General features: G+C 69.3%; 17 protein-coding genes, 1 tRNA gene and 2 pseudogenes. 13 read left to right on the forward strand and 7 right to left on the reverse strand.

What is annotated here, in order from left to right; all coding sequences use genetic code 11:
* Positions 1-34: 34 nt before the first annotated feature.
* Complete coding sequence (locus tag ACIP8W_RS10220) at positions 35-685, reverse strand: hypothetical protein (protein ID WP_401950187.1); 651 nt, start codon at positions 683-685, stop codon at positions 35-37.
* A 47-nt stretch (positions 686-732) separates the two neighbouring features.
* Here ACIP8W_RS10220 and ACIP8W_RS10225 point away from each other — a divergent pair, with 47 nt between their 5' ends.
* Positions 733-921, forward strand: coding sequence for a DUF5703 family protein (locus ACIP8W_RS10225; protein WP_401950190.1), 189 nt, complete (start codon positions 733-735; stop codon positions 919-921).
* A gap of 85 nt (positions 922-1006) precedes the next feature.
* On the opposite strand, the gene ACIP8W_RS10230 is transcribed toward ACIP8W_RS10225, so the two are convergent.
* From ACIP8W_RS10230 to ACIP8W_RS10240, 3 genes are all read right to left on the reverse strand, one after another.
* Positions 1007-1852 carry a chaplin family protein gene (locus tag ACIP8W_RS10230; RefSeq protein WP_401950193.1) on the reverse strand — a complete coding sequence of 282 codons (846 nt, stop codon included), beginning with the start codon at positions 1850-1852 and terminating at the stop codon, positions 1007-1009.
* Between the two features lie 136 nt (positions 1853-1988).
* Complete coding sequence (chpH, locus tag ACIP8W_RS10235) at positions 1989-2222, reverse strand: chaplin ChpH (protein ID WP_401950196.1); 234 nt, start codon at positions 2220-2222, stop codon at positions 1989-1991.
* Positions 2223-2366: 144 nt separating this feature from the next.
* On the reverse strand, positions 2367-3692 hold the full coding sequence (locus ACIP8W_RS10240) for a M20/M25/M40 family metallo-hydrolase (RefSeq protein WP_402202601.1): 1326 nt from the start codon (positions 3690-3692) through the stop codon (positions 2367-2369).
* 234 nt (positions 3693-3926) lie between these two features.
* Here ACIP8W_RS10240 and ACIP8W_RS10245 point away from each other — a divergent pair.
* Positions 3927-4014: transfer RNA gene (locus ACIP8W_RS10245), tRNA-Leu, on the forward strand.
* A gap of 291 nt (positions 4015-4305) precedes the next feature.
* On the opposite strand, the gene ACIP8W_RS10250 is transcribed toward ACIP8W_RS10245, so the two are convergent.
* On the reverse strand, positions 4306-4488 hold the full coding sequence (locus ACIP8W_RS10250) for a hypothetical protein (protein WP_402202603.1): 183 nt from the start codon (positions 4486-4488) through the stop codon (positions 4306-4308).
* Between the two features lie 510 nt (positions 4489-4998).
* Complete coding sequence (locus ACIP8W_RS10255; RefSeq protein ID WP_401950204.1) at positions 4999-5328, reverse strand: antibiotic biosynthesis monooxygenase family protein; 330 nt, start codon at positions 5326-5328, stop codon at positions 4999-5001.
* Between ACIP8W_RS10255 and ACIP8W_RS10260 the strand changes: the two genes are divergently transcribed.
* The gene (locus ACIP8W_RS10260; RefSeq protein ID WP_401950207.1) at positions 5329-7077 is read left to right on the forward strand and encodes a recombinase family protein; all 1749 of its coding nucleotides are present in this window, start codon (positions 5329-5331) and stop codon (positions 7075-7077) included. It begins immediately after the preceding gene.
* Positions 7078-8391: 1314 nt separating this feature from the next.
* Positions 8392-8970 (forward strand): recombinase family protein, encoded by a 579-nt coding sequence (locus ACIP8W_RS10265; protein WP_401950209.1) that lies wholly within the window; start codon positions 8392-8394, stop codon positions 8968-8970.
* Between the two features lie 306 nt (positions 8971-9276).
* Here ACIP8W_RS10265 and ACIP8W_RS10270 read toward each other — a convergent pair whose 3' ends face one another.
* Positions 9277-10248 carry a helix-turn-helix domain-containing protein gene (locus tag ACIP8W_RS10270; protein ID WP_402202605.1) on the reverse strand — a complete coding sequence of 324 codons (972 nt, stop codon included), beginning with the start codon at positions 10246-10248 and terminating at the stop codon, positions 9277-9279.
* A 96-nt stretch (positions 10249-10344) separates the two neighbouring features.
* On the opposite strand from ACIP8W_RS10270, the gene ACIP8W_RS10275 reads away from it, so the two are divergent.
* The 9 genes and pseudogenes from ACIP8W_RS10275 to ACIP8W_RS10315 form a co-directional block, all read left to right on the forward strand.
* A complete protein-coding gene (locus ACIP8W_RS10275) occupies positions 10345-10539 on the forward strand; it encodes a hypothetical protein (RefSeq protein WP_401950214.1) in 195 nt (64 codons plus the stop codon).
* Positions 10539-10718 (forward strand): hypothetical protein, encoded by a 180-nt coding sequence (locus ACIP8W_RS10280; RefSeq protein WP_402202607.1) that lies wholly within the window; start codon positions 10539-10541, stop codon positions 10716-10718. The genes ACIP8W_RS10275 and ACIP8W_RS10280 overlap by 1 nt, the downstream gene beginning before the upstream one ends.
* A 261-nt stretch (positions 10719-10979) precedes the next feature.
* Entirely contained in the window at positions 10980-11699 is a 720-nt protein-coding gene (locus ACIP8W_RS10285) for a GntR family transcriptional regulator (protein ID WP_401950219.1), read from the forward strand.
* On the forward strand, positions 11696-12718 hold the full coding sequence (locus ACIP8W_RS10290; RefSeq protein ID WP_401950222.1) for an ADP-ribosylglycohydrolase family protein: 1023 nt from the start codon (positions 11696-11698) through the stop codon (positions 12716-12718). The genes ACIP8W_RS10285 and ACIP8W_RS10290 overlap by 4 nt, the downstream gene beginning before the upstream one ends.
* Positions 12719-12822: 104 nt before the next feature.
* Complete coding sequence (locus tag ACIP8W_RS10295; RefSeq protein WP_401950225.1) at positions 12823-14292, forward strand: purine-cytosine permease family protein; 1470 nt, start codon at positions 12823-12825, stop codon at positions 14290-14292.
* The gene (locus ACIP8W_RS10300) at positions 14289-15260 is read left to right on the forward strand and encodes a PfkB family carbohydrate kinase (RefSeq protein ID WP_401950227.1); all 972 of its coding nucleotides are present in this window, start codon (positions 14289-14291) and stop codon (positions 15258-15260) included. Before ACIP8W_RS10295 ends, ACIP8W_RS10300 begins: the two co-directional genes overlap by 4 nt.
* A 109-nt stretch (positions 15261-15369) precedes the next feature.
* Entirely contained in the window at positions 15370-15579 is a 210-nt protein-coding gene (locus tag ACIP8W_RS10305) for a ferredoxin (RefSeq protein WP_401950229.1), read from the forward strand.
* Positions 15576-15827: pseudogene (locus ACIP8W_RS10310) on the forward strand (FAD-dependent oxidoreductase); the annotation flags it as partial. The gene ACIP8W_RS10305 and the pseudogene ACIP8W_RS10310, both read left to right, overlap by 4 nt.
* A pseudogene (locus ACIP8W_RS10315) lies at positions 15824-16549 on the forward strand (cytochrome P450); the annotation flags it as partial. The pseudogenes ACIP8W_RS10310 and ACIP8W_RS10315, both read left to right, overlap by 4 nt.
* Between the last annotated feature and the right edge of the window lie 95 nt (positions 16550-16644).

The following is a 16644-nucleotide window of genomic DNA, read 5'->3' on the forward strand; positions in this document are numbered from 1 at the left end:
ATCCGGGCGCCCGCCGTCGGGGCGCGCGCCGGGATCAGGCGTCCTGTTCTTCCAGATCGTCCAGGTCCGCGTCGAGGTCGTCCTCGTCGAAGACCGCGCTGACGTCGAACCGGCAGACCACCTGCTGGGGGTCGGCCTGTTCGAAGGGGGCCGCCAGCCACTCCCCCGGTTCGGGGAGATCCTCGGCGGCCGACACCCAGAGCGTGGAATCGCCCTCCTCAAGGCCGAACTCCTTGTGCCGGGAGGCGATCTCGTCCGGTTCGTACTCCCCGAAGAGCACCCCGAGGGCGGCGTGCACACTGCTGCCCACCACGGATCCGGTGTCGGTGTCCGCCTCCACATCGGCGATGCGCTGTGCCTGGGCGAGCAGCCGCTGCGGCTCCGCCACCGCGTAGTCGCGCCGGATCAGCACGCTGAGGGCGTTGGGTTCCTCGGGACCGTTGTAGGGCGGCAGCGAGTCGTCCGGGTCGGGGATCTCGAAGGGGGTGACCTCGTCGTATCGGTTGTAGAGCCGCTCGTCGTAGACCTCGGCCGCGACGGCGAGGGCGTTGAACGCGTCGGAGACAGCCGGGTCGTCCTCACCCGTGCGGTGTTCGACCGCTGCCAGATGACGGTCCAGAGCGACCTTGACCGCCTCGGCGGCAGCACGTACCTCGGCAGCGGTGGGCTGCGCAGCATCAGACATAGTGCAGACGCTATCCGTACCGGGCCTCTGCCCGCACAATAGATGCGATGCCGGAATACGAATTTGTCGACGTGTACGTGCCGCGCGCGGTTTCCCGCAGGGAGGCGGCCCGTCTGCTGACCGACCATGCCGAGTACGGGCACTGGGAATTGGACCGTCTGAGCCTGCACCGGGACGGCAGCCGCAGGGTGCGGCTGCGCCGGCGCATCATCCGCCAGGTGCGCGCCACCTGGTGAGTACGGCGGAACGGGCCCCGCTGACGCGAGGCCCGCCCCGGTCCCGTACCGGACGGCTCCCGCGAGCCGTCCGTGTACCGCCCGACTACGCCGAAGCGCGGGCGCGGCGGTAGAGGATGGTGCCCGCCAGCAGCAGTCCGGCGCCCACCGGGATGGCGACCCCGAGCCCACCGGCACCGGTCGAGGCGAGGACGTCGGGCGACTCGGGCTTCGCGACGTTCTGCGTCTCGGGGGTGTTCGGCTTCTCCGGGGTCGTGGTGACCGTACGGACCTCGGTCGGCTTGCCGGGCCTGCCCGGCGGGTTCGGCTCCACGACGGGCTCCTCGGGCCCGACCGGCGGGGCGACGGGCGCCTCGACGTTCTCACAGCCGTTGCCGAAGGTGGGGTTGAGGAGCCCGACGATGTCGATGCTGTTCCCGCAGGCGTTCACGGGGATGTCGATCGGCACCTCGATGGAGTTGCCCGAGCCGACACCGGGCGAGTTGACCGCGCCGCCGCCGGCGTGGGCGCCGCCGCCGTGCGAGCCGCCGGCCGGGACGGTGTGGGTGGCACCGGGGTGCGACTCCCCGTAGCCACCGCCGGTGTGCGAGCCGCCGTACGAGGGGGCGGTGTGCCCGCCGCCGCCGTACTCGCCTCCGTACCCGTCCTCGCCGTAACCGCCGCCGTGCCCGCCGCCGGAGGGCTTGGCCGACACGTTGGCGCAGCTGTTGCCGAAGGCCGGGTTGAGCACGCCGATGACGTCGACGGTGTTGCCGCACACGTTGACCGGGACGTGCACCGGAACCTGGACGTTGTTGCCGGACAGCACGCCCGGGGAGTTCGCCGCGGTGCCACTGGCGCCCGCGTCCGCCTGCGCGTAGCCGCCACCGAGCGCGAGCACTCCGCCCGCTGCCGCCACGGTGATCAGGCTTTTGCGCGTGACCTGCCTCATTGCTTCGATCCCTGCCTTCTGCCTTGGGGACTGCCCCTGGGCATCGGTGCCGGGGCAGGATGCCCAGCGGCCCCGGAGCGCTGGGCGCGCTCCGGGGCCGACCGGGCTCGGGCTCTCATGAGTGAGAGCTACGACGTCACTGGTTGACGCAGACGTTGCCGAAGGCGGGGTTCAGCAGCCCGATCACGTTGATCGTGTTGCCGCACAGGTTGACCGGGATGTGCACCGGAACCTGGATCACATTGCCCGAGAGCACGCCGGGGGAACCGACGGCGGCGGCCTGAGCGCCCGAGTCGGCAACGGCCATACCCGCACCCGCGAGCACGAGACCACCGGTGACAGCCGCAGCAGCGACGACCTTCTTGAGCATTTGTTCCTCCTTGTAGGCACATGCGGTCCCAGCCGCGGACCGCACCACCTGTAACGAGGGGGAATTAATGAGGCTACGACCGTATGAGCGCGTTCACTCTTCTCAGTCGCATACGCACACGCGGACGAATATGTGCAGGATGTGTCAGCTGTGGTCGATGAAGCGATCGAGTACGCGCACCCCGAACTGGAGACCCTCCACCGGCACCCGTTCGTCGACCCCGTGGAACATCCCCGCGAAATCCAGCTCGGGCGGCAGCTTGAGCGGCGCGAACCCGAAGCCGCGGATCCCGAGATCGTCGAACGACTTGGCGTCCGTACCCCCCGAGAGCATGTACGGCACGGCCCGCGCGATCGGGTCCTCGGCCACCAGCGCGGTCTGCATGGCGTCCACCAGCTTCCCGTCGAAGCTGGTCTCCAGCGCCTTGTCGCCGTGCACGTCCTCGCGCTTGACCCGGGGACCGAGGATCCGGTCGAGGTCGGCCAGGAACTCCTGCTCGTACCCGGGCAGGAAACGGCCGTCGACATGCGCGGTCGCCTGGCCGGGGATCACGTTCACCTTGTAGCCGGCGCCGAGCATGGTGGGGGCGGCGGAGTTGCGCAGGGTGGCCCCCACCATCTTCGCGATCCCACCGAGCTTGGCGAGCGTGGCGTCCATGTCCTCGGGGTCCAGCGGGGTGCCCAGCGCGTCGGACAGCTCGTCGAGGAACGACCGTACGGTCTTGGTCACCCTCACCGGCCACTGATGGCGGCCGAGCCGGCCCACGGCCTCGCACAGCTCCGTGATGGCGTTGTCGTTGTTGGTCATCGAGCCGTGCCCGGCGGTGCCCTCCACCGTCAGCCGCATCCAGTGCATGCCCTTCTGCGCCGTCTCGACGAGATACAGCCGCAGGTTCTCGTTGACGGTGAAGGAGAAGCCGCCGACCTCGCTGATCGCCTCCGTGACCCCCTCGAAGAGCCCCGGGTGCTTGTCGACGAGATACCGCGCGCCGTACGTGCCCCCCGCCTCCTCGTCCGCGAGGAAGGCCAGCACGATGTCGCGCGGCGGCTTGCGCCCGCTGCGCATCCGGTCCCGTACGACCGCGAGGGTCATCGCGTCCATGTCCTTCATGTCGACCGCGCCCCGGCCCCAGACACAGCCGTCCGCGATCTCGCCCGAGAACGGGTGGTGCGTCCAGTCCTCGGCGTTGGCCGGTACGACATCGGTGTGGCCGTGGATGAGCAGCGCGGGCCTGGAGGGGTCCTCGCCCTCGATCCGGGCGACGGTGGAGGCACGCCCCTTGTGCGACTCGAAGATCTGCGGTTCGAGGCCCACCTCGGCGAGCTTCTCCGCGACGTACTCGGCGGCGGCCCGCTCCCCCGGCCCCGAGTGGTCGCCGTAGTTGCTGGTGTCGATCCGGATCAGATCACGGCAGAGATCGACGACCTCGTCCTCGCCCGAGACGGTCCTGCCCGCGTTCGGCTCGCTCACGCTGCTCACTCCCACGGTCGTTACTACTGGTCCACGGCCCGGTACGGGCTGCTGCTCCCCCCATACTCCCGCGCCCCACCCCCACACCCAAGACGGCCCCCACCCCGGCATACACCCACCACACGCCCCGGCCCGAACGGCGGTCCGGCCGAACGGGGGCGTGATCGGGCACCCTCGAATGTTTGCTATGGTTTTCCACGTCGGAACGCCCCAGGGCAGCCCGGCAGACACCTTGTCCGGGTGGCGGAATGGCAGACGCGCTAGCTTGAGGTGCTAGTGCCCTTTATCGGGCGTGGGGGTTCAAGTCCCCCCTCGGACACCAGCTGGAACCCCTGTTGATCAGGGGTTTTCTGCTTTTCTGGGCTGTGGCGTGACCAACCACGCGACCAACAGCCCAGCGAATCCCCTGTCGGATCAGGGAAGACAGGCCGGGACGGCCCGCACCGGAAGCGGCCGGTCGGCGCGCTCCGTCCTTACGTGAGTGGCCGTACCGGACCATGGTGCGGCCCGGCGAGTGATGCCCGGACATTCGCGGCGCAGGGTGCGTCATCGCGCCGACACCTTCTCCGGGCCCCGGGGCCGGCCTGTCCCACCCCGGTGGAACTTGCACCCGTCACGGGGCGAACACAAGGTCATGATCGACCCACGCCGCCCCGAGACGCTGACGCTCGGAATCCCGCCGCTCCTTCTGCCGCTTCAGAATGTTGATCACGGACTGATCCACGAAGATCAGCGCGTTGTCGTCGCCCCGGTAGGTGGGTGAGTCGGAAGCGGCCGGAGGCTCGTACAACCGCATCCTGCCGTTTCCGCTCGGGTCGGTGCCGATGCTCGATGACGACCGCGTGAGCCTGCCGGCCCGGTCGCTGTGGCGGATCGTACGGCGGTACGCGCATCCTGGGTGAGCCCCTGCCGGAGGGGCAAGCCGTTTCATCGAGCGGACCGCAGCGCAGACGCTCAGGGCCGCGGCCTGTCCGGCGGCGTCCGAGTGCTCGGAGACGATCCCGGAAGAGACGCTGACGGCCGCCTTCCCCCCCTGGTTCGCCGGTCGGCGCATGACGCCGTGCGCATCACCGAGGGGGCCGCCTCTCCGAAGGCGGAGCGTCAGCCGCTCAGCCTTGAGGACAAGGTGCGGAGAGCGGCCGTCTCCTTCGGGTGATCGTCGCGCGCCTCGGGGACCGTGCGCACCGCACGGCGGCGGTGCGCCGGAAGCGGTCCGGCCCGGGCGGAGCGTTGCCCCGGCCCGCGCTGCCGGGGGCCGGGGTCCTTCATCCGCCGGTGCCGCGCGTGCGCGTGGCGGACTGTCCGCCTACTTCTGGGGTGCCGCCTGCTGCACGACCTCGAAGGACCACAGCGTGGACCCGCTCGCCGCCGGCTTGGGGCGGTCGCCGCCCTCCGCGTTGCCGCCCTGATGGGCCGCCTTCATGGGGCCCTCCATCCATGCCTGGAAGGACTCCTCGTCCTGCCACCGCGTGTAGACGAGATAGTTGTCGGTGCCTTCGACGGGGCGGAGGAGTTCGAACCACTCGAACCCGTCGGAGCCCTCTACGGCATGGGCACGGGAGGCGAAGCGCTTCTCCAGCGTCTCCCGCTGCTCGGAGGGAACGGTCAGTACGTTGATCTTTACCACACTAGGCACATGACACCTCTCAGGAAGTACAGGCCGGGCACCGCACCTAGCCTTGACCACGTGCGAGCAGTCTCCTACATCCGTCAGTCAAAGCGCCGTGAGGACGATTCGCAGGCGTCACCCGTGGCGCAGCGCGACCGGTGCGCGTCACTCATTAGCTCGAAAGGGTGGAACGACGCGGGCCACTTCGAGGACGTCGGCAAGTCCGGATGGGACCCCAGCATTCACCGTCCGGGGTTCGAAGAGATGATGGATGCCGTACGTGGCGGGCATGTGGACGCGGTGGTCGTCTTCTCGCTGTCCCGCCTCACGCGTCGGGGCGCGCTGGAAGCCATGCGGATCATCGAAGAGTTGGAATCGCACGGCGTCCGGCTGGTCAGCGTGGAAGAGCCGTACCTTGACACGTCCACCCCTGTCGGTGTCGGCATCCTGGCCATCATCGCGGGTCTGGCGCAGCAGGAATCCGACATGAAGTCGGCCTACGTCTCCGCCACGAAGGACACACTCCGGCGAGCCGGTAGCCACGTGTCCGGCGTCGCCCCGTACGGCTTCACGACGGAGCGGGGAACCAGCGGCAAGCTGTCCGTCATCCGGCTCGTTCCGGATCCGGTAGAGGCCCCGCACGTCCGCGACATGGCCGCGTGGGCGGCGGACGGCCTGTCCGCCTCGCAAATCGCCAAGCGGCTCAACGAAGAGGGTGTGCCCACCAAGGCTGAGTCCCTGGGAGAGGCGGGCATAAAGCGGCTCGCCGCGCGGCGTGCTCGGGCGATCTCGGAAGCTGTGGACCGGCCCGCGTGGGTGTCCTCCACCGTGCTTCGCATCCTGCGGGATCCGCGCCTTGCCGGGTACGCGATCGAATGGCAGGGGCGGGTACAGCCGACCAAGGATGCTGAAGGCAACCCGGTTCCGGGGAAGACGGGCAAGCGCGTCATCCTCCGTGACGAAGATGGGCAGCCCATCCAGACGCACGACGCGCTGATCCCCGCCGAGGAGTGGTGGCAGCTACAGGACGTGCTTAACGGCCGCACACAGACCGTCGTGCACGCCGGGCGACGCGTGCCCACGCTGCTTGCCGGTCACGGGCTGCTGTTCTGTGACGTGTGCGGCTCCGTCATGGTCACTGACCGCCGGGCGGGGAAGCTCTACTACAAGTGCAACCGTGCCGGGGGAGTCGTAGTCGGCCATGGCGGTCTCGTCATCGGCCAGGAAGCGGCGGACGACCAAACGGCACGCCGAGTGTGGGCGCGCCTCACCGCTATGGACCCGGACGACCCGGAAGACCTCGAATGGCTTGCTGAGGCGGCACGTCGATTCGCCAGGCAGCGGGACACGTCCCAGCGGGACGCTGAACGAGCGGCAGTGCGCGCCGAACTGGACCACGTACGGGAGTCACGCCGCATCCTGCACATGGACCGGTTGGCCGGTGTCTACGACGACAAGACGGGCACGCAGATGTTCCACGAGTCCATGGCGCGTCTGTCGGCCCACGAGGAACGCACGGCCGAACGACTTGCCCAACTGGACGCGACGGAAAGCCAGACGATCGAGATTCCCAATGAGTGGACCGGTGTGGACGGAGACCCGATCGGCGAGGGGTCCACGTGGGCAGCGTGGGACCTCAAAACGAAGCGGGAGTTCCTGGCGCTGTTCATCGACTCCGTGAGGATCGCCAAGTCCGTGGGCAGGGGCCGGAACGCGAACACCCTTGACCGCGTGATCCTGCGGTGGGCTGAGTCTCCGGAACCTGCGAGTGCCTGAGCCTGCCTGCGCGCTGTTCGCGGCCCGTTGCTGGGGAAACCCGGTGGCGGGCCGTTCGGCGTTCCTGGCAGCGTGTGTGACCTGCGGGATTGCTGTCAGCGGGTCCGGCTAGGGTCGGGGACGACGTCGGACTTCGGTCACGGTTTCGTCGGGGGAGTGGTGGAACGACGTTCACGGGGTGGGTCTCGGTTTCCGCTGTTTTGCTTCTTTGGGCCCTGCCCGGCACCCGGTCCCAACCCTTGCGGCTACTGGCTTGCAGTGCCCCTGCAGCAATGCTTCATGATCAACAAAAACGAAAGAGGTGGGGTGTCGCTTGACGGCCCTTGACGAGTCTCGCGCCACGCGTTCGGAGTGCCTTGGTTCGCGTCCACGTTCCGACCGTGGGACGTGTGGTGCGCCGCTGTGTGTCGAGTCGGCACGGTTGCAGATCGCTGCCCGTAAGGCGCGTGAGGCGGCGCGGGCTGCCGTTGGTGCTCCGCGCTGCCATCGGTGTGATGAGCCGCACGGTCGGGAGTCCTGGGCGCTGTCCTGCTTGCGGTGCGCTGAGGAAGTGGACAAGTCGCGCCGGGCGGAGCGCCGTAAGCGGGTGGAACAGAGGCGGCAAGAGGCTGCCGCAATGCCGTGCCAGGGCCCGAGGTGTTCGAACCTCGTGGGCGTGTCGGGCGGCCGGGGTCGCCTGTACTGCTCCGAGGAGTGCAGCCGTGCCGCTGAGTACGTCCGTAAACGTGCTCGCACGAAGCCTGAGCCGGTGCCGTGCCGGCGGTGCGGTAAGCCCGTGGTGCTCAAGTTCCGTGACGGGGTGTGCCGGTCGTGCCAGAAGGTACAGCGCACAGTGACGCGCCGGGTGACGGTTCAGCGCAAGGTGCGTGAGGCGCACGGGGATGCGGGGTGCTTCCACTGTTCGGCTCCGCTGCCCGAAGGCGGCGTGATCGATCACCTGATCCCGATATCGAGGGGCGGCCTGTCCAGATCGCCAATCTGCGGGTGGTCTGCGTGCTCTGCAACGCGTCGAAGAAGGACAAGTCGATGGACGAGTGGTCTCCGCCTCTCCTGACGCTGAGCTGACCCCAGGGGGGTGCTCCCCTCCCGCCTTACGCCAGAGCGTGTGGGAGGAGAAACTTTCCGATGGCTCATCAGGGTGTTTCTGCGGGTCGCCCGTTGCGCTCCGTGATCGTTGGTGGACGTCTCTCAAACGATGGTTATCGAGACGGCCCCGCCGACCACTCCAGGCCCCTGAAACCCCGTAGCAAAACCCGTCTCAGAACTTGCTCAAACCTCTTGATGTTATGAGACGAGTTATGAGACGACCTCGTCATGAACACGACCACGGGGCACATGATCGGGTACGCACGCGTCAGCACGGACGACCAGGAAGCGCAGTTGCAGAACGACGCGCTGACGGAGGCAGGCTGCGCCCGGATCTTCACGGACAAGGCGAGCGGGAAGAACGCCGACCGCCCGGAGCTTGCCGCCGCTCTCGACTACGCGTGTCCCGGTGACACGGTGTGCGTGTGGAAGCTGGACCGGTTCGCCCGTTCGCTGATCGACCTTGTGACGATGGTGGACTCGCTTGCGGCTCGGGGTATCGGCTTCAAGGTGCTCACGGGGGCGCTGGCGAGCATCGACCCGAACACGCCGGACGGGCGGCTGATGCTTCAGGTAGTGGGTGCCATGGCGGAGTTCGAGCGGGACTTGATCAAGGACCGTACGCGGGCGGGTCTCGCTGCTGCCAGGGCTCAGGGGTGTACGGGCGGGCGTCCGGCGGTGATGGACGCTGACAAGCTCGCTGCGGCCAAGGCTCGCCGTGCCAAGGGCGAGAGCGTCACGGCCGTTGCCAAGGCTCTCGGGGTGTCCCGTGCGACTCTGTACCGGGCATTGAGCGAAGCCGAGTAGCCCGACCCGACTTGAGAGACCGTCTGTCCCTGGTGGTGGACGGTCTTTCTCATGTTCAGACCCACGGGTATGCCTGATCAAAGTTCAGGTGACACCCTCGCTGGCGACCCCGGCCCCAGCACGGCGTACGCGCGCTAGGTGTGATCCCATTTTTCGGATGCTAATCGGTACCTGACCAGCGGGAACGTACTGGACGGCACCGGAGGATAGCCACGTGAAGGGGTGGGGGGGTGCCCCGGAACGCCCTGATCAGAGACCGGAGCGTGGTGGCAGCCGTGTCCGTGTACGGGCTTGGCAGCCGTCAGTTCAGCGCGCCGCCAACGCCCTCTTCAGCGCGTCACGATGTTCCCAAGTCCATGGGGCGTCCCGCAGCTCATTGGGCAACCCTGCGAGCCCCGCCCCGATGTGGTCCGCAGCGTCCGCGTAGCGGGCAAGCCCCAGGTTCGCGAGACCCATGTTCAAGCGGTTGAACTCGGGCGTGAGCCAGTAGGCCGTCTCTGGGGGTGGCAGTGCTGCGGCGGTGTCAGTCAGCCTCTCCGCGTTCTCGACCAGGCGTAGGGCGTTGTCTCTCTCCCCTAGCTCCGCCAAGCCGGCTGCCGCCTGGAGCATGTCTCCGAGACGTTGAGCGGGGTGGGCACCCGGTGTGAATGCTGCCGCTGCATACCAGCGGGCGACACCTTCGGGCCTGCCTTGCTGGCGGGCTAGGTAGCCCTTGAAGTTGAGGGCCTGAGCGGCGAGCGTGCCGTTCCCGATTTCGTCGGCCAACTCCACGGCATCATTGAGGAGTCGGACAGCCAGGGCGTCCTGTCGGTCCTGGGCGAGCATCCATCCGCCGAACTGGACGAACTCTGACGCCACCCCCGCGAGCCTGTCGCGGTGGGGACCCCGGGCACCCTTCAGCATCCGGGTAACTTCCTTCATTTGGGCGAGAGTTGCCGGGATGATCGACTTGGGTTGCGCCGTGTCATCAAGTCGTCGGTAGGCAGCGAGGATACCGGCCAGTGCATCCACGGTCCCGGCGTCCAGTCGTGAGGGGTTCTCAGCGCTGCGGGACGCCCGGGAGTCGTCGTCAGGGTCCAGCAACGTGTCCACCAGTGCTCCGCTGGTTCCCAGAAGATCGTCTAGGGCTTTAGCCAGGGCGAGTGACGGGCGCTGCTTCCCGTTGAGCACACGGGACAGAAAGGCGGGGTCGTAGTTGGTGGCGCGTGCGGCGGCCTTCATTGAATAGCCGCTCTCGTGGAGGAGACGGCGGGCAAGATCAGCGAAGTCGTTACGCATCGTGCCTCATCACGCAGGGGTTGACCGATGGATGTCCAGAGTAGTCAATGCTGGTCAACTCCCGCGTGAGCTATCGGCGGACCGATCATGAACGTCATGACCGAACCCACGCGATACAGCATGAAACCGGTGGAACTGCTTTTACGGCTGGACCCGGAACCGGCCCCGGTGGAGGGGTATGCGGGGTGCACTGAATTGGCCAACGTGCGCGCCCGCGCCCGTGCTGGGGGTGACATGACCACGGTGTCTGACTGCAACGTCTTCATGAGGCGGCACCGCGAGGGGCACTGATGGTCAGTACGGAGGACATCGGGCGACGAGTAGAAGACGGCGCGGGACAGGTCGGCGTCCTGCGTGACGTGATCCCGAACTATGAGGACCCCGCCGAACTGCCGGGCGAGCGCCGGAAGCGTCCTACGGCGTTCCTGTGGCCCGAGGGCGGGGGCCGTGAGTGGGCTGGTCCCGCCTGATGGCGTGAAGCGCGCGTAGCGCCCCCCATACGGCCCCGTCCGGAGGAGCAAGACAGCCGGGCGGGGCTCTTATGCTGGCCGTCGCTGGTGCGGATGCCCTCCAGCAGCATATGTGAGTATGTTGACGCCTTCATTGATCTTGACGACACTCATGGCCTCATCCTGCCGCACGGCGGTCGATGGACCGAAGAGCGGGTCGACCCTCCAAAAAATCGCCCACGCCCATGGACACGGCGGGGATGGCCCGCATATCTTCTGGACATGCCTGGACAGGTACAGAAATTTCATCGAATCGCTCGCGTGCTCGCCGACGAGATCCGCTCGGGAGTGCACTCGGTCGGCAGCAAGCTGCCCGGGGAACACGCGCTCACCCAGCGGTTCGGTGTCAGTCGCACCACACTGCGGCAGGCCCTGCAGGTCCTCGGCGAGCAGGGACTGATCTCCACACACGCCGGGATCGGCTCGTTCATCACCTTCGACGGAACGCCCCTGGACAACCGCCTCGGCTGGGCCCAGGCACTGGCCGAGCAGGGCATCGCACTGCCCGTGGAAGTTCTGTGCTTCGAAGAGGTGACCGATCAGGAGCTGGCCGGGGAGCTGGGGCTGGAGTCGAGTACGTTCATCGCCCTCGACCGGGTCAGGCGTCTGCCCGACGGGCGGGGCGTCTCCCTCGAACGCAGCCGGGTACCCGCCGTCGGGGAACTGGCCGGGCTGGCGAGACGCGGCCTCGGCGGCGGTTCGCTGAACACGGCTCTCGTCGCCGCGGGGCGGGTGACCGACTCCGGTGAGGGGTTGGTCTCGGTCCGCGGGCTGGAGGCGGCGGAGGCCGCCCTGCTGAGCCGCTCCCCGGGGGAATCGTTTCTCCATCTCGCCCAGGTGTTCCGGGCCGCCGACGGTTCGGTCGTCGAGCAGGTCACCAGCCTGCTGGACCCGGTCAGGTTCCAACTGCACGTCCGCTCGGGCCAAGGAGGCCAACCATGAACGACCAGCTCGACCGCGCCCTGGGCGCCTTCTACGGACTCGCGCTCGGCGACGCGATGGGCATGCCGACCCAGGTCATGTCCCGGGAAGAGGTCGTACGGGTCTACGGAACCGTCACCGGCTTCGAACCCGCGCGGCCCGACAACCCGGTCAGCGCGGGCATGCCGGCCGGGTCGGTCACCGACGACACCGACCAGGCGGTCATCGTCGGACGGCTGCTCGACGAGGGGCAGGGCCGGATAGATCCGCTCCGGTTCGCCCGGAGACTCCTCGACTGGGAGAAGGAGATGAAGGCCAAGGGCTCCCTCGATCTCCTCGGCCCCTCCACCAAGGCCGCGCTGGACGCTGTCTCCCGGGGCGTGCCGCCCCGGGAGGCCGGCAGGTACGGTTCGACCAACGGCGCCGCGATGCGCGTCACCCCGGTCGGGATCGCCTTCGCTGCCGAGCCGTCGGCCGTTTTCCTGGACCGTGTCGTGGAGTCCTGCCAGGTCACCCATGACACGACGGTGGGGATCGCGGGGGCCGCGGCCGTCGCCGCCGCCGTGAGCACCGGGGTCGGCGGTGGCACGCTGGACGAGGCCGTCGCCGCGGCGGTCGCCGCCGCGCGGGCCGGGGCCCGGCGCGGGCACTGGATCGCCGGGGCGGACATCGCGGCCCGGATCGAGTGGGCCCGGAACCTGGTGGCGGGCCTGCCGGAGGCCGAGGCCCTGGACCGGATCTGCGCACTCGTCGGCACCAGCGTCGCCAGCCAGGAATCGGTGCCCGCGGCCTTCGCGGTGCTCGCGGTGGCCGACGGCGATCCGTGGCGCAGCGCGCTGCTGGCCGCCGGTCTCGGCGGCGACAGCGACACCATCGGTGCCATCGCCGGGGCGGTCGCGGGCTCGGTGACCGGGCTCTCGGCGCTGCCCGCCGAGGCCGTCCGGACCCTGCGGACCGTCAACGCGCTGGAGCTGGAGCCGTTGACCGTACGTCTGCTCGCTCTCCGCGGGCCCGGTCCCGCGTCCGCGCCGACCTCCTGAACCGCAGGACCGGTCGGCGCGGCCCGGCCCGCCGGCCGCTCCCAGGGCGCCATCGCCCGTACCCACCCCGTACCATCCCTTCGCACCAAGCAAGGAAGTCCGTCATGACCGCATCGAGAACCCACGACGTTGTCGGTTCCGTGGAGACCCGGGGGATCGAACCGGTACCGGATGCCGAACGGCACGGCCACGCCGGTCAGATGTTCTGGACCTGGTTCGCCGCCAACATCAGCATCCTCGGGCTTCCGCTCGGTGCCACGCTCGTCGCCTTCCGGGGGCTGAGCATCTGGCAGGCCGCGCTGGTCGCCCTGGTCGGTTCGTTCGGCTCCTTCGCGCTGGTCGGCGCGTTGAGCCTGGCGGGCAAGAAGGGCGGCGCGCCCGCGCTCACCCTCTCCCGCGCCGTTTTCGGGCAGCGGGGCAACGCCGGGCCGACGCTGATCAGCTGGCTCAGCAGGATCGGCTGGGAGACGATCACGACGACCACCGCGGCGTACGCCCTGCTGGCGCTGCTGGCCCTCGTGTTCGATGTCGGCCGGAACACCCTGCTCACCTTGGTCTGTCTGCTGGTCTTCATCGTCTGCACGTTGCTGATCAGCGGTCTCGGACACGCCACCATCATGTGGATCAACAAGTGGGCGACCATTGTGTTCGGCGTCCTCAATCTGGTCGTGATGGGCTTCCTGGTCTCGACCGTCGACTGGGCCAAGGTGCTCGACGCGCCGGCCGGACCGGCCAGCTCGGTGGTGGCGGGGATCGGGTTCATCGCCGCGGGCACGGGTATCGGCTGGGCGAACGCGGGCGCCGACTACGCCCGTTATCTGCCGCGCGCGATTCCGGCACGGCGGCTCGTCGTTGCCTCCGCGTTCGGCGCGGGCATCCCGCTGGTACTGCTGATCTCGCTCGGATCGCTGCTCTCCGCCGGTGACCCGACGCTCGCCACCGCGTCCGACCCGGTCTCGGCCATCAACGCCATGCTGCCGTCCTGGATGGCCGTCCCGTACCTCGTCGCGGCCTTCGGCGGACTGCTGATGTCGAACCATCTCTCCACCTACTCCGCCGGACTGACCATGATCACACTGGGTCTGCGCGTACCGCGCCCGGTGGCGGTGGCCCTCGATGTCGTGCTGATGTTCGCTGGCGGCATCTACTTCATGCTGATCGCGAAGGACTTCTACGGTCCCTTCACGACCTTCCTGACCCTCCTGGCGGTGCCCGTCTCCGCGTGGATCGGGGTGGTCGCGGTCGACTCCGTGCGCGGTCGCGACTACGACGCCGCGGCGCTGATGGACACCGCGCGCGGCAGCCGGTACTGGTACACGGGCGGTTTCCATCTGCCCGCCGTCGTCGGCTGGGGCGTGGCCATCGTGGCCGGCCTGCTGTTCACCGAGGCGGGGACCGACGAGAAGCACCTGTGGTTCTCCGGTCCCCTCGCCGGTACCTGGCTCGGTACGAACGGTCTGGGCTGGGCGATCTCGATGGCCGTCGGCGCCGGTGTGTACGCGCTCTGCGGCCGCCTCGGCGGAAGTCCGCGCGACGCCGCCGCGGCGCCCGTGCTCGACAAGGCCGGCCGATGAGCGGCCGTCTGGTCCTCGCCGGGAACGTCATCGCGGATCTGGTGATCGAGGTCCCCGAACTTCCCGAGCGCGGCGGAGACGTCATCGGCTCGCGTACCGAACTGACGGCGGGCGGCGGTTTCAACACGCTCACCGCGGCCCGACGCCTCGGTACGGAAGCGGTCTTCGCGGGACTGCACGGCACCGGCCCGTACGGAGACCTCGTCCGCGCGGCCCTCGCCGCCGAGGGGATCGAGGTCCTGCTGCCGGTCCGTACCGACGGGGACACCGGTTTCGCCGTCGCACTCGTCGACGCGGGCGGCGAGCGTACGTTCGTCACGAGTTTCGGAGTCGACGCGCGGCTCACGGAGGCGGACATCGTGACCGTCGCCGCCCGGCTTCGGCCGGGAGACATGGTGCAGCTCTCCGGATACGGCCTGGTGATGCCCGGCAACGGCCCGCTGCTGTCCCGCTTCACCGCCGCACTGGGCCCGGACGTCACGGTCTGTCTCGATCCGGCGCCGCTGGTCGCCGACATCCCCGACGCGGTACTGGCCCCGGTGCTGGCCCGGACGGACTGGCTCAGTGCCAATGCGCGCGAGGCCCGGCTGATGTCCGGCCACCACGACCCCTCGGCGGCCGCCACGGCGCTGCGGGCCCGGCTGGCGCCGGGCGCGGGGGTGATCGTACGGGCCGACAAGGACGGCTGCTGGCTGGCCGCACCCGGGGAACCCGTCCGTCATGTGCCGGGCTTCCCGGTCCGGCCGGTCGACAGCAACGGAGCGGGCGATGCCCATGTGGGCTCGTTCCTGGCGCTGCTCGCCCAGGGCCGGGATCCCCTCACAGCCGCCCGTGGCGCCAACGCGGCGGCGGCCTACGCGGTGACCCGCCGTGGCCCCGCCACCGCGCCCGACCGCGACCGGCTCGCCGCGTTCCTGAACGGTGACCCCCTGGCGGAGCTGCTGTTCGGGGACGCCCGCCACGGTTGACCCGACCGGCGGGCCGCCGCCGGTCACACCGCCGGAGCAGCCCCGCTCGCGCCGCGCGCCCGCAGGGCATAGGACGGAGACGGCGGGCGGCGCGGAGGGGTGTACCGGGATGCAGATCGTTGTCGATCTCAATCGTTGTCAGGGTTACGCGCAGTGCGTGTTCCTCGCCCCCGAGGTGTTCGAGCTGCATGGCGAGGAGTCCCTGATGTTCACACCTGCCGTTCCCGACGGTCAGTACGAGGAGGTCCGCAGAGCGGCGGCGGCCTGCCCGGTGCAGGCCATCCTCGTCGGTGAGCCGGCGGGTCCCGGTGCCGGATGAACAGTGGCGACCGCATCGTCGTCGTCGGCGCCTCGCTGGCCGGTCTGCGGGCCGCCGAGACCCTGCGCGAGGAGGGCTTCGGCGGATCGCTGACCCTCGTCGGGGAGGAGCCCCACCCTCCGTACGACAGGCCACCGCTGTCCAAGCAGGTACTGCTCGGCCGGGTCCGCGCGGGCGATGTCGGGCTGCCGCGTCGCCGCGTCGCCGACGCCCGGTGGAAGCTCGGGGTGCGCGCCGAGCGGGTCGACCCGGCCTCGTCGACGACTTCGCGTATCCGCTCCCCGTCACCGTGATCTGTCGGCTGCTCGGGGTGCCCCACGAGGACGTGCCGCGCGTCCGCGCCTGGACGAACGCCATCATCACCGGTATCGATCTCACCCCCGGCCATGACCCGGAGCAGCGTCGGCGGGCGGCGCAGGAAGCCCGGACCGCGATGGCCGTGTACCTCGGGGAACTGGCCGAGGAGCGCCGCGGCCGGCCCTCCGCCGACATGCTCTCCGCCCTCGTCAACGACGAGGGCCCCGAAGGCGGCCTCAGCCATGCCGAGTTGATGGCCACGGCGGTGCTGCTGCTCATCGCCGGACACGAGACCACCGTCAATCTGATCACCAACGGCATGCTCACCTTCCTCCGCCACCCCGGCGTCCTGGAGCGGCTGCGCGCCGAGCCCGCGCTCATGCCGCGGGCGGTGGAGGAGCTGCTGCGCTACGAGCCCCCCGTCCACTTCCTGCCCCAGCGCTCGCCGCTCGTCGATATCGAAGTCGCCGGTGTCACGGTCCCGCGGGGCGCCCCGCTGATCCTCGTACTCGCTTCCGGCAACCGGGACCCTTATCGGTTCGACGCCCCCGACCGCTTCGACCCGCTGCGCGAGGACAACCAGCACTTCGGCTTCGGCGGTGGCGTCCACAACTGTTTCGGTGCCCCGCTCGCCCGTCTCGAGACACAGATCGCGCTCAACGCGCTCCTGCGCTGTCAACGGCCTCGTAGTGCTCCCCGTGGGCGGCCAGTGATCTTCCCCGCTGGTGGCCTCGTGGGTGTCCCTGGTGGCGGCCAGATAATCTCCCC

Origin of the sequence: Streptomyces sp. NPDC088554 (genome assembly GCF_044752945.1) — a bacterium.
In the GTDB taxonomy this organism is placed as follows: domain Bacteria; phylum Actinomycetota; class Actinomycetes; order Streptomycetales; family Streptomycetaceae; genus Streptomyces.

Bases quoted from the DNA above. Each gene is read 5' to 3' on its own strand.
- ACIP8W_RS10265 (WP_401950209.1), top strand. From the start codon at position 8,392: ATGAACACGACCACGGGGCACATGATCGGGTACGCACGCGTCAGCACG.
- ACIP8W_RS10290 (WP_401950222.1), top strand. From the start codon at position 11,696: ATGAACGACCAGCTCGACCGCGCCCTGGGCGCCTTCTACGGACTCGCG.
- ACIP8W_RS10300 (WP_401950227.1), top strand. From the start codon at position 14,289: ATGAGCGGCCGTCTGGTCCTCGCCGGGAACGTCATCGCGGATCTGGTG.
- ACIP8W_RS10230 (WP_401950193.1), bottom strand. From the start codon at position 1,852: ATGAGGCAGGTCACGCGCAAAAGCCTGATCACCGTGGCGGCAGCGGGC.
- ACIP8W_RS10275 (WP_401950214.1), top strand. From the start codon at position 10,345: ATGACCGAACCCACGCGATACAGCATGAAACCGGTGGAACTGCTTTTA.
- ACIP8W_RS10220 (WP_401950187.1), bottom strand. From the start codon at position 685: ATGTCTGATGCTGCGCAGCCCACCGCTGCCGAGGTACGTGCTGCCGCC.
- ACIP8W_RS10295 (WP_401950225.1), top strand. From the start codon at position 12,823: ATGACCGCATCGAGAACCCACGACGTTGTCGGTTCCGTGGAGACCCGG.
- ACIP8W_RS10250 (WP_402202603.1), bottom strand. From the start codon at position 4,488: ATGCGGTTGTACGAGCCTCCGGCCGCTTCCGACTCACCCACCTACCGG.
- ACIP8W_RS10270 (WP_402202605.1), bottom strand. From the start codon at position 10,248: ATGCGTAACGACTTCGCTGATCTTGCCCGCCGTCTCCTCCACGAGAGC.
- ACIP8W_RS10280 (WP_402202607.1), top strand. From the start codon at position 10,539: ATGGTCAGTACGGAGGACATCGGGCGACGAGTAGAAGACGGCGCGGGA.
- ACIP8W_RS10225 (WP_401950190.1), top strand. From the start codon at position 733: ATGCCGGAATACGAATTTGTCGACGTGTACGTGCCGCGCGCGGTTTCC.
- chpH (WP_401950196.1), bottom strand. From the start codon at position 2,222: ATGCTCAAGAAGGTCGTCGCTGCTGCGGCTGTCACCGGTGGTCTCGTG.
- ACIP8W_RS10285 (WP_401950219.1), top strand. From the start codon at position 10,980: ATGCCTGGACAGGTACAGAAATTTCATCGAATCGCTCGCGTGCTCGCC.
- ACIP8W_RS10260 (WP_401950207.1), top strand. From the start codon at position 5,329: ATGACACCTCTCAGGAAGTACAGGCCGGGCACCGCACCTAGCCTTGAC.
- ACIP8W_RS10305 (WP_401950229.1), top strand. From the start codon at position 15,370: ATGCAGATCGTTGTCGATCTCAATCGTTGTCAGGGTTACGCGCAGTGC.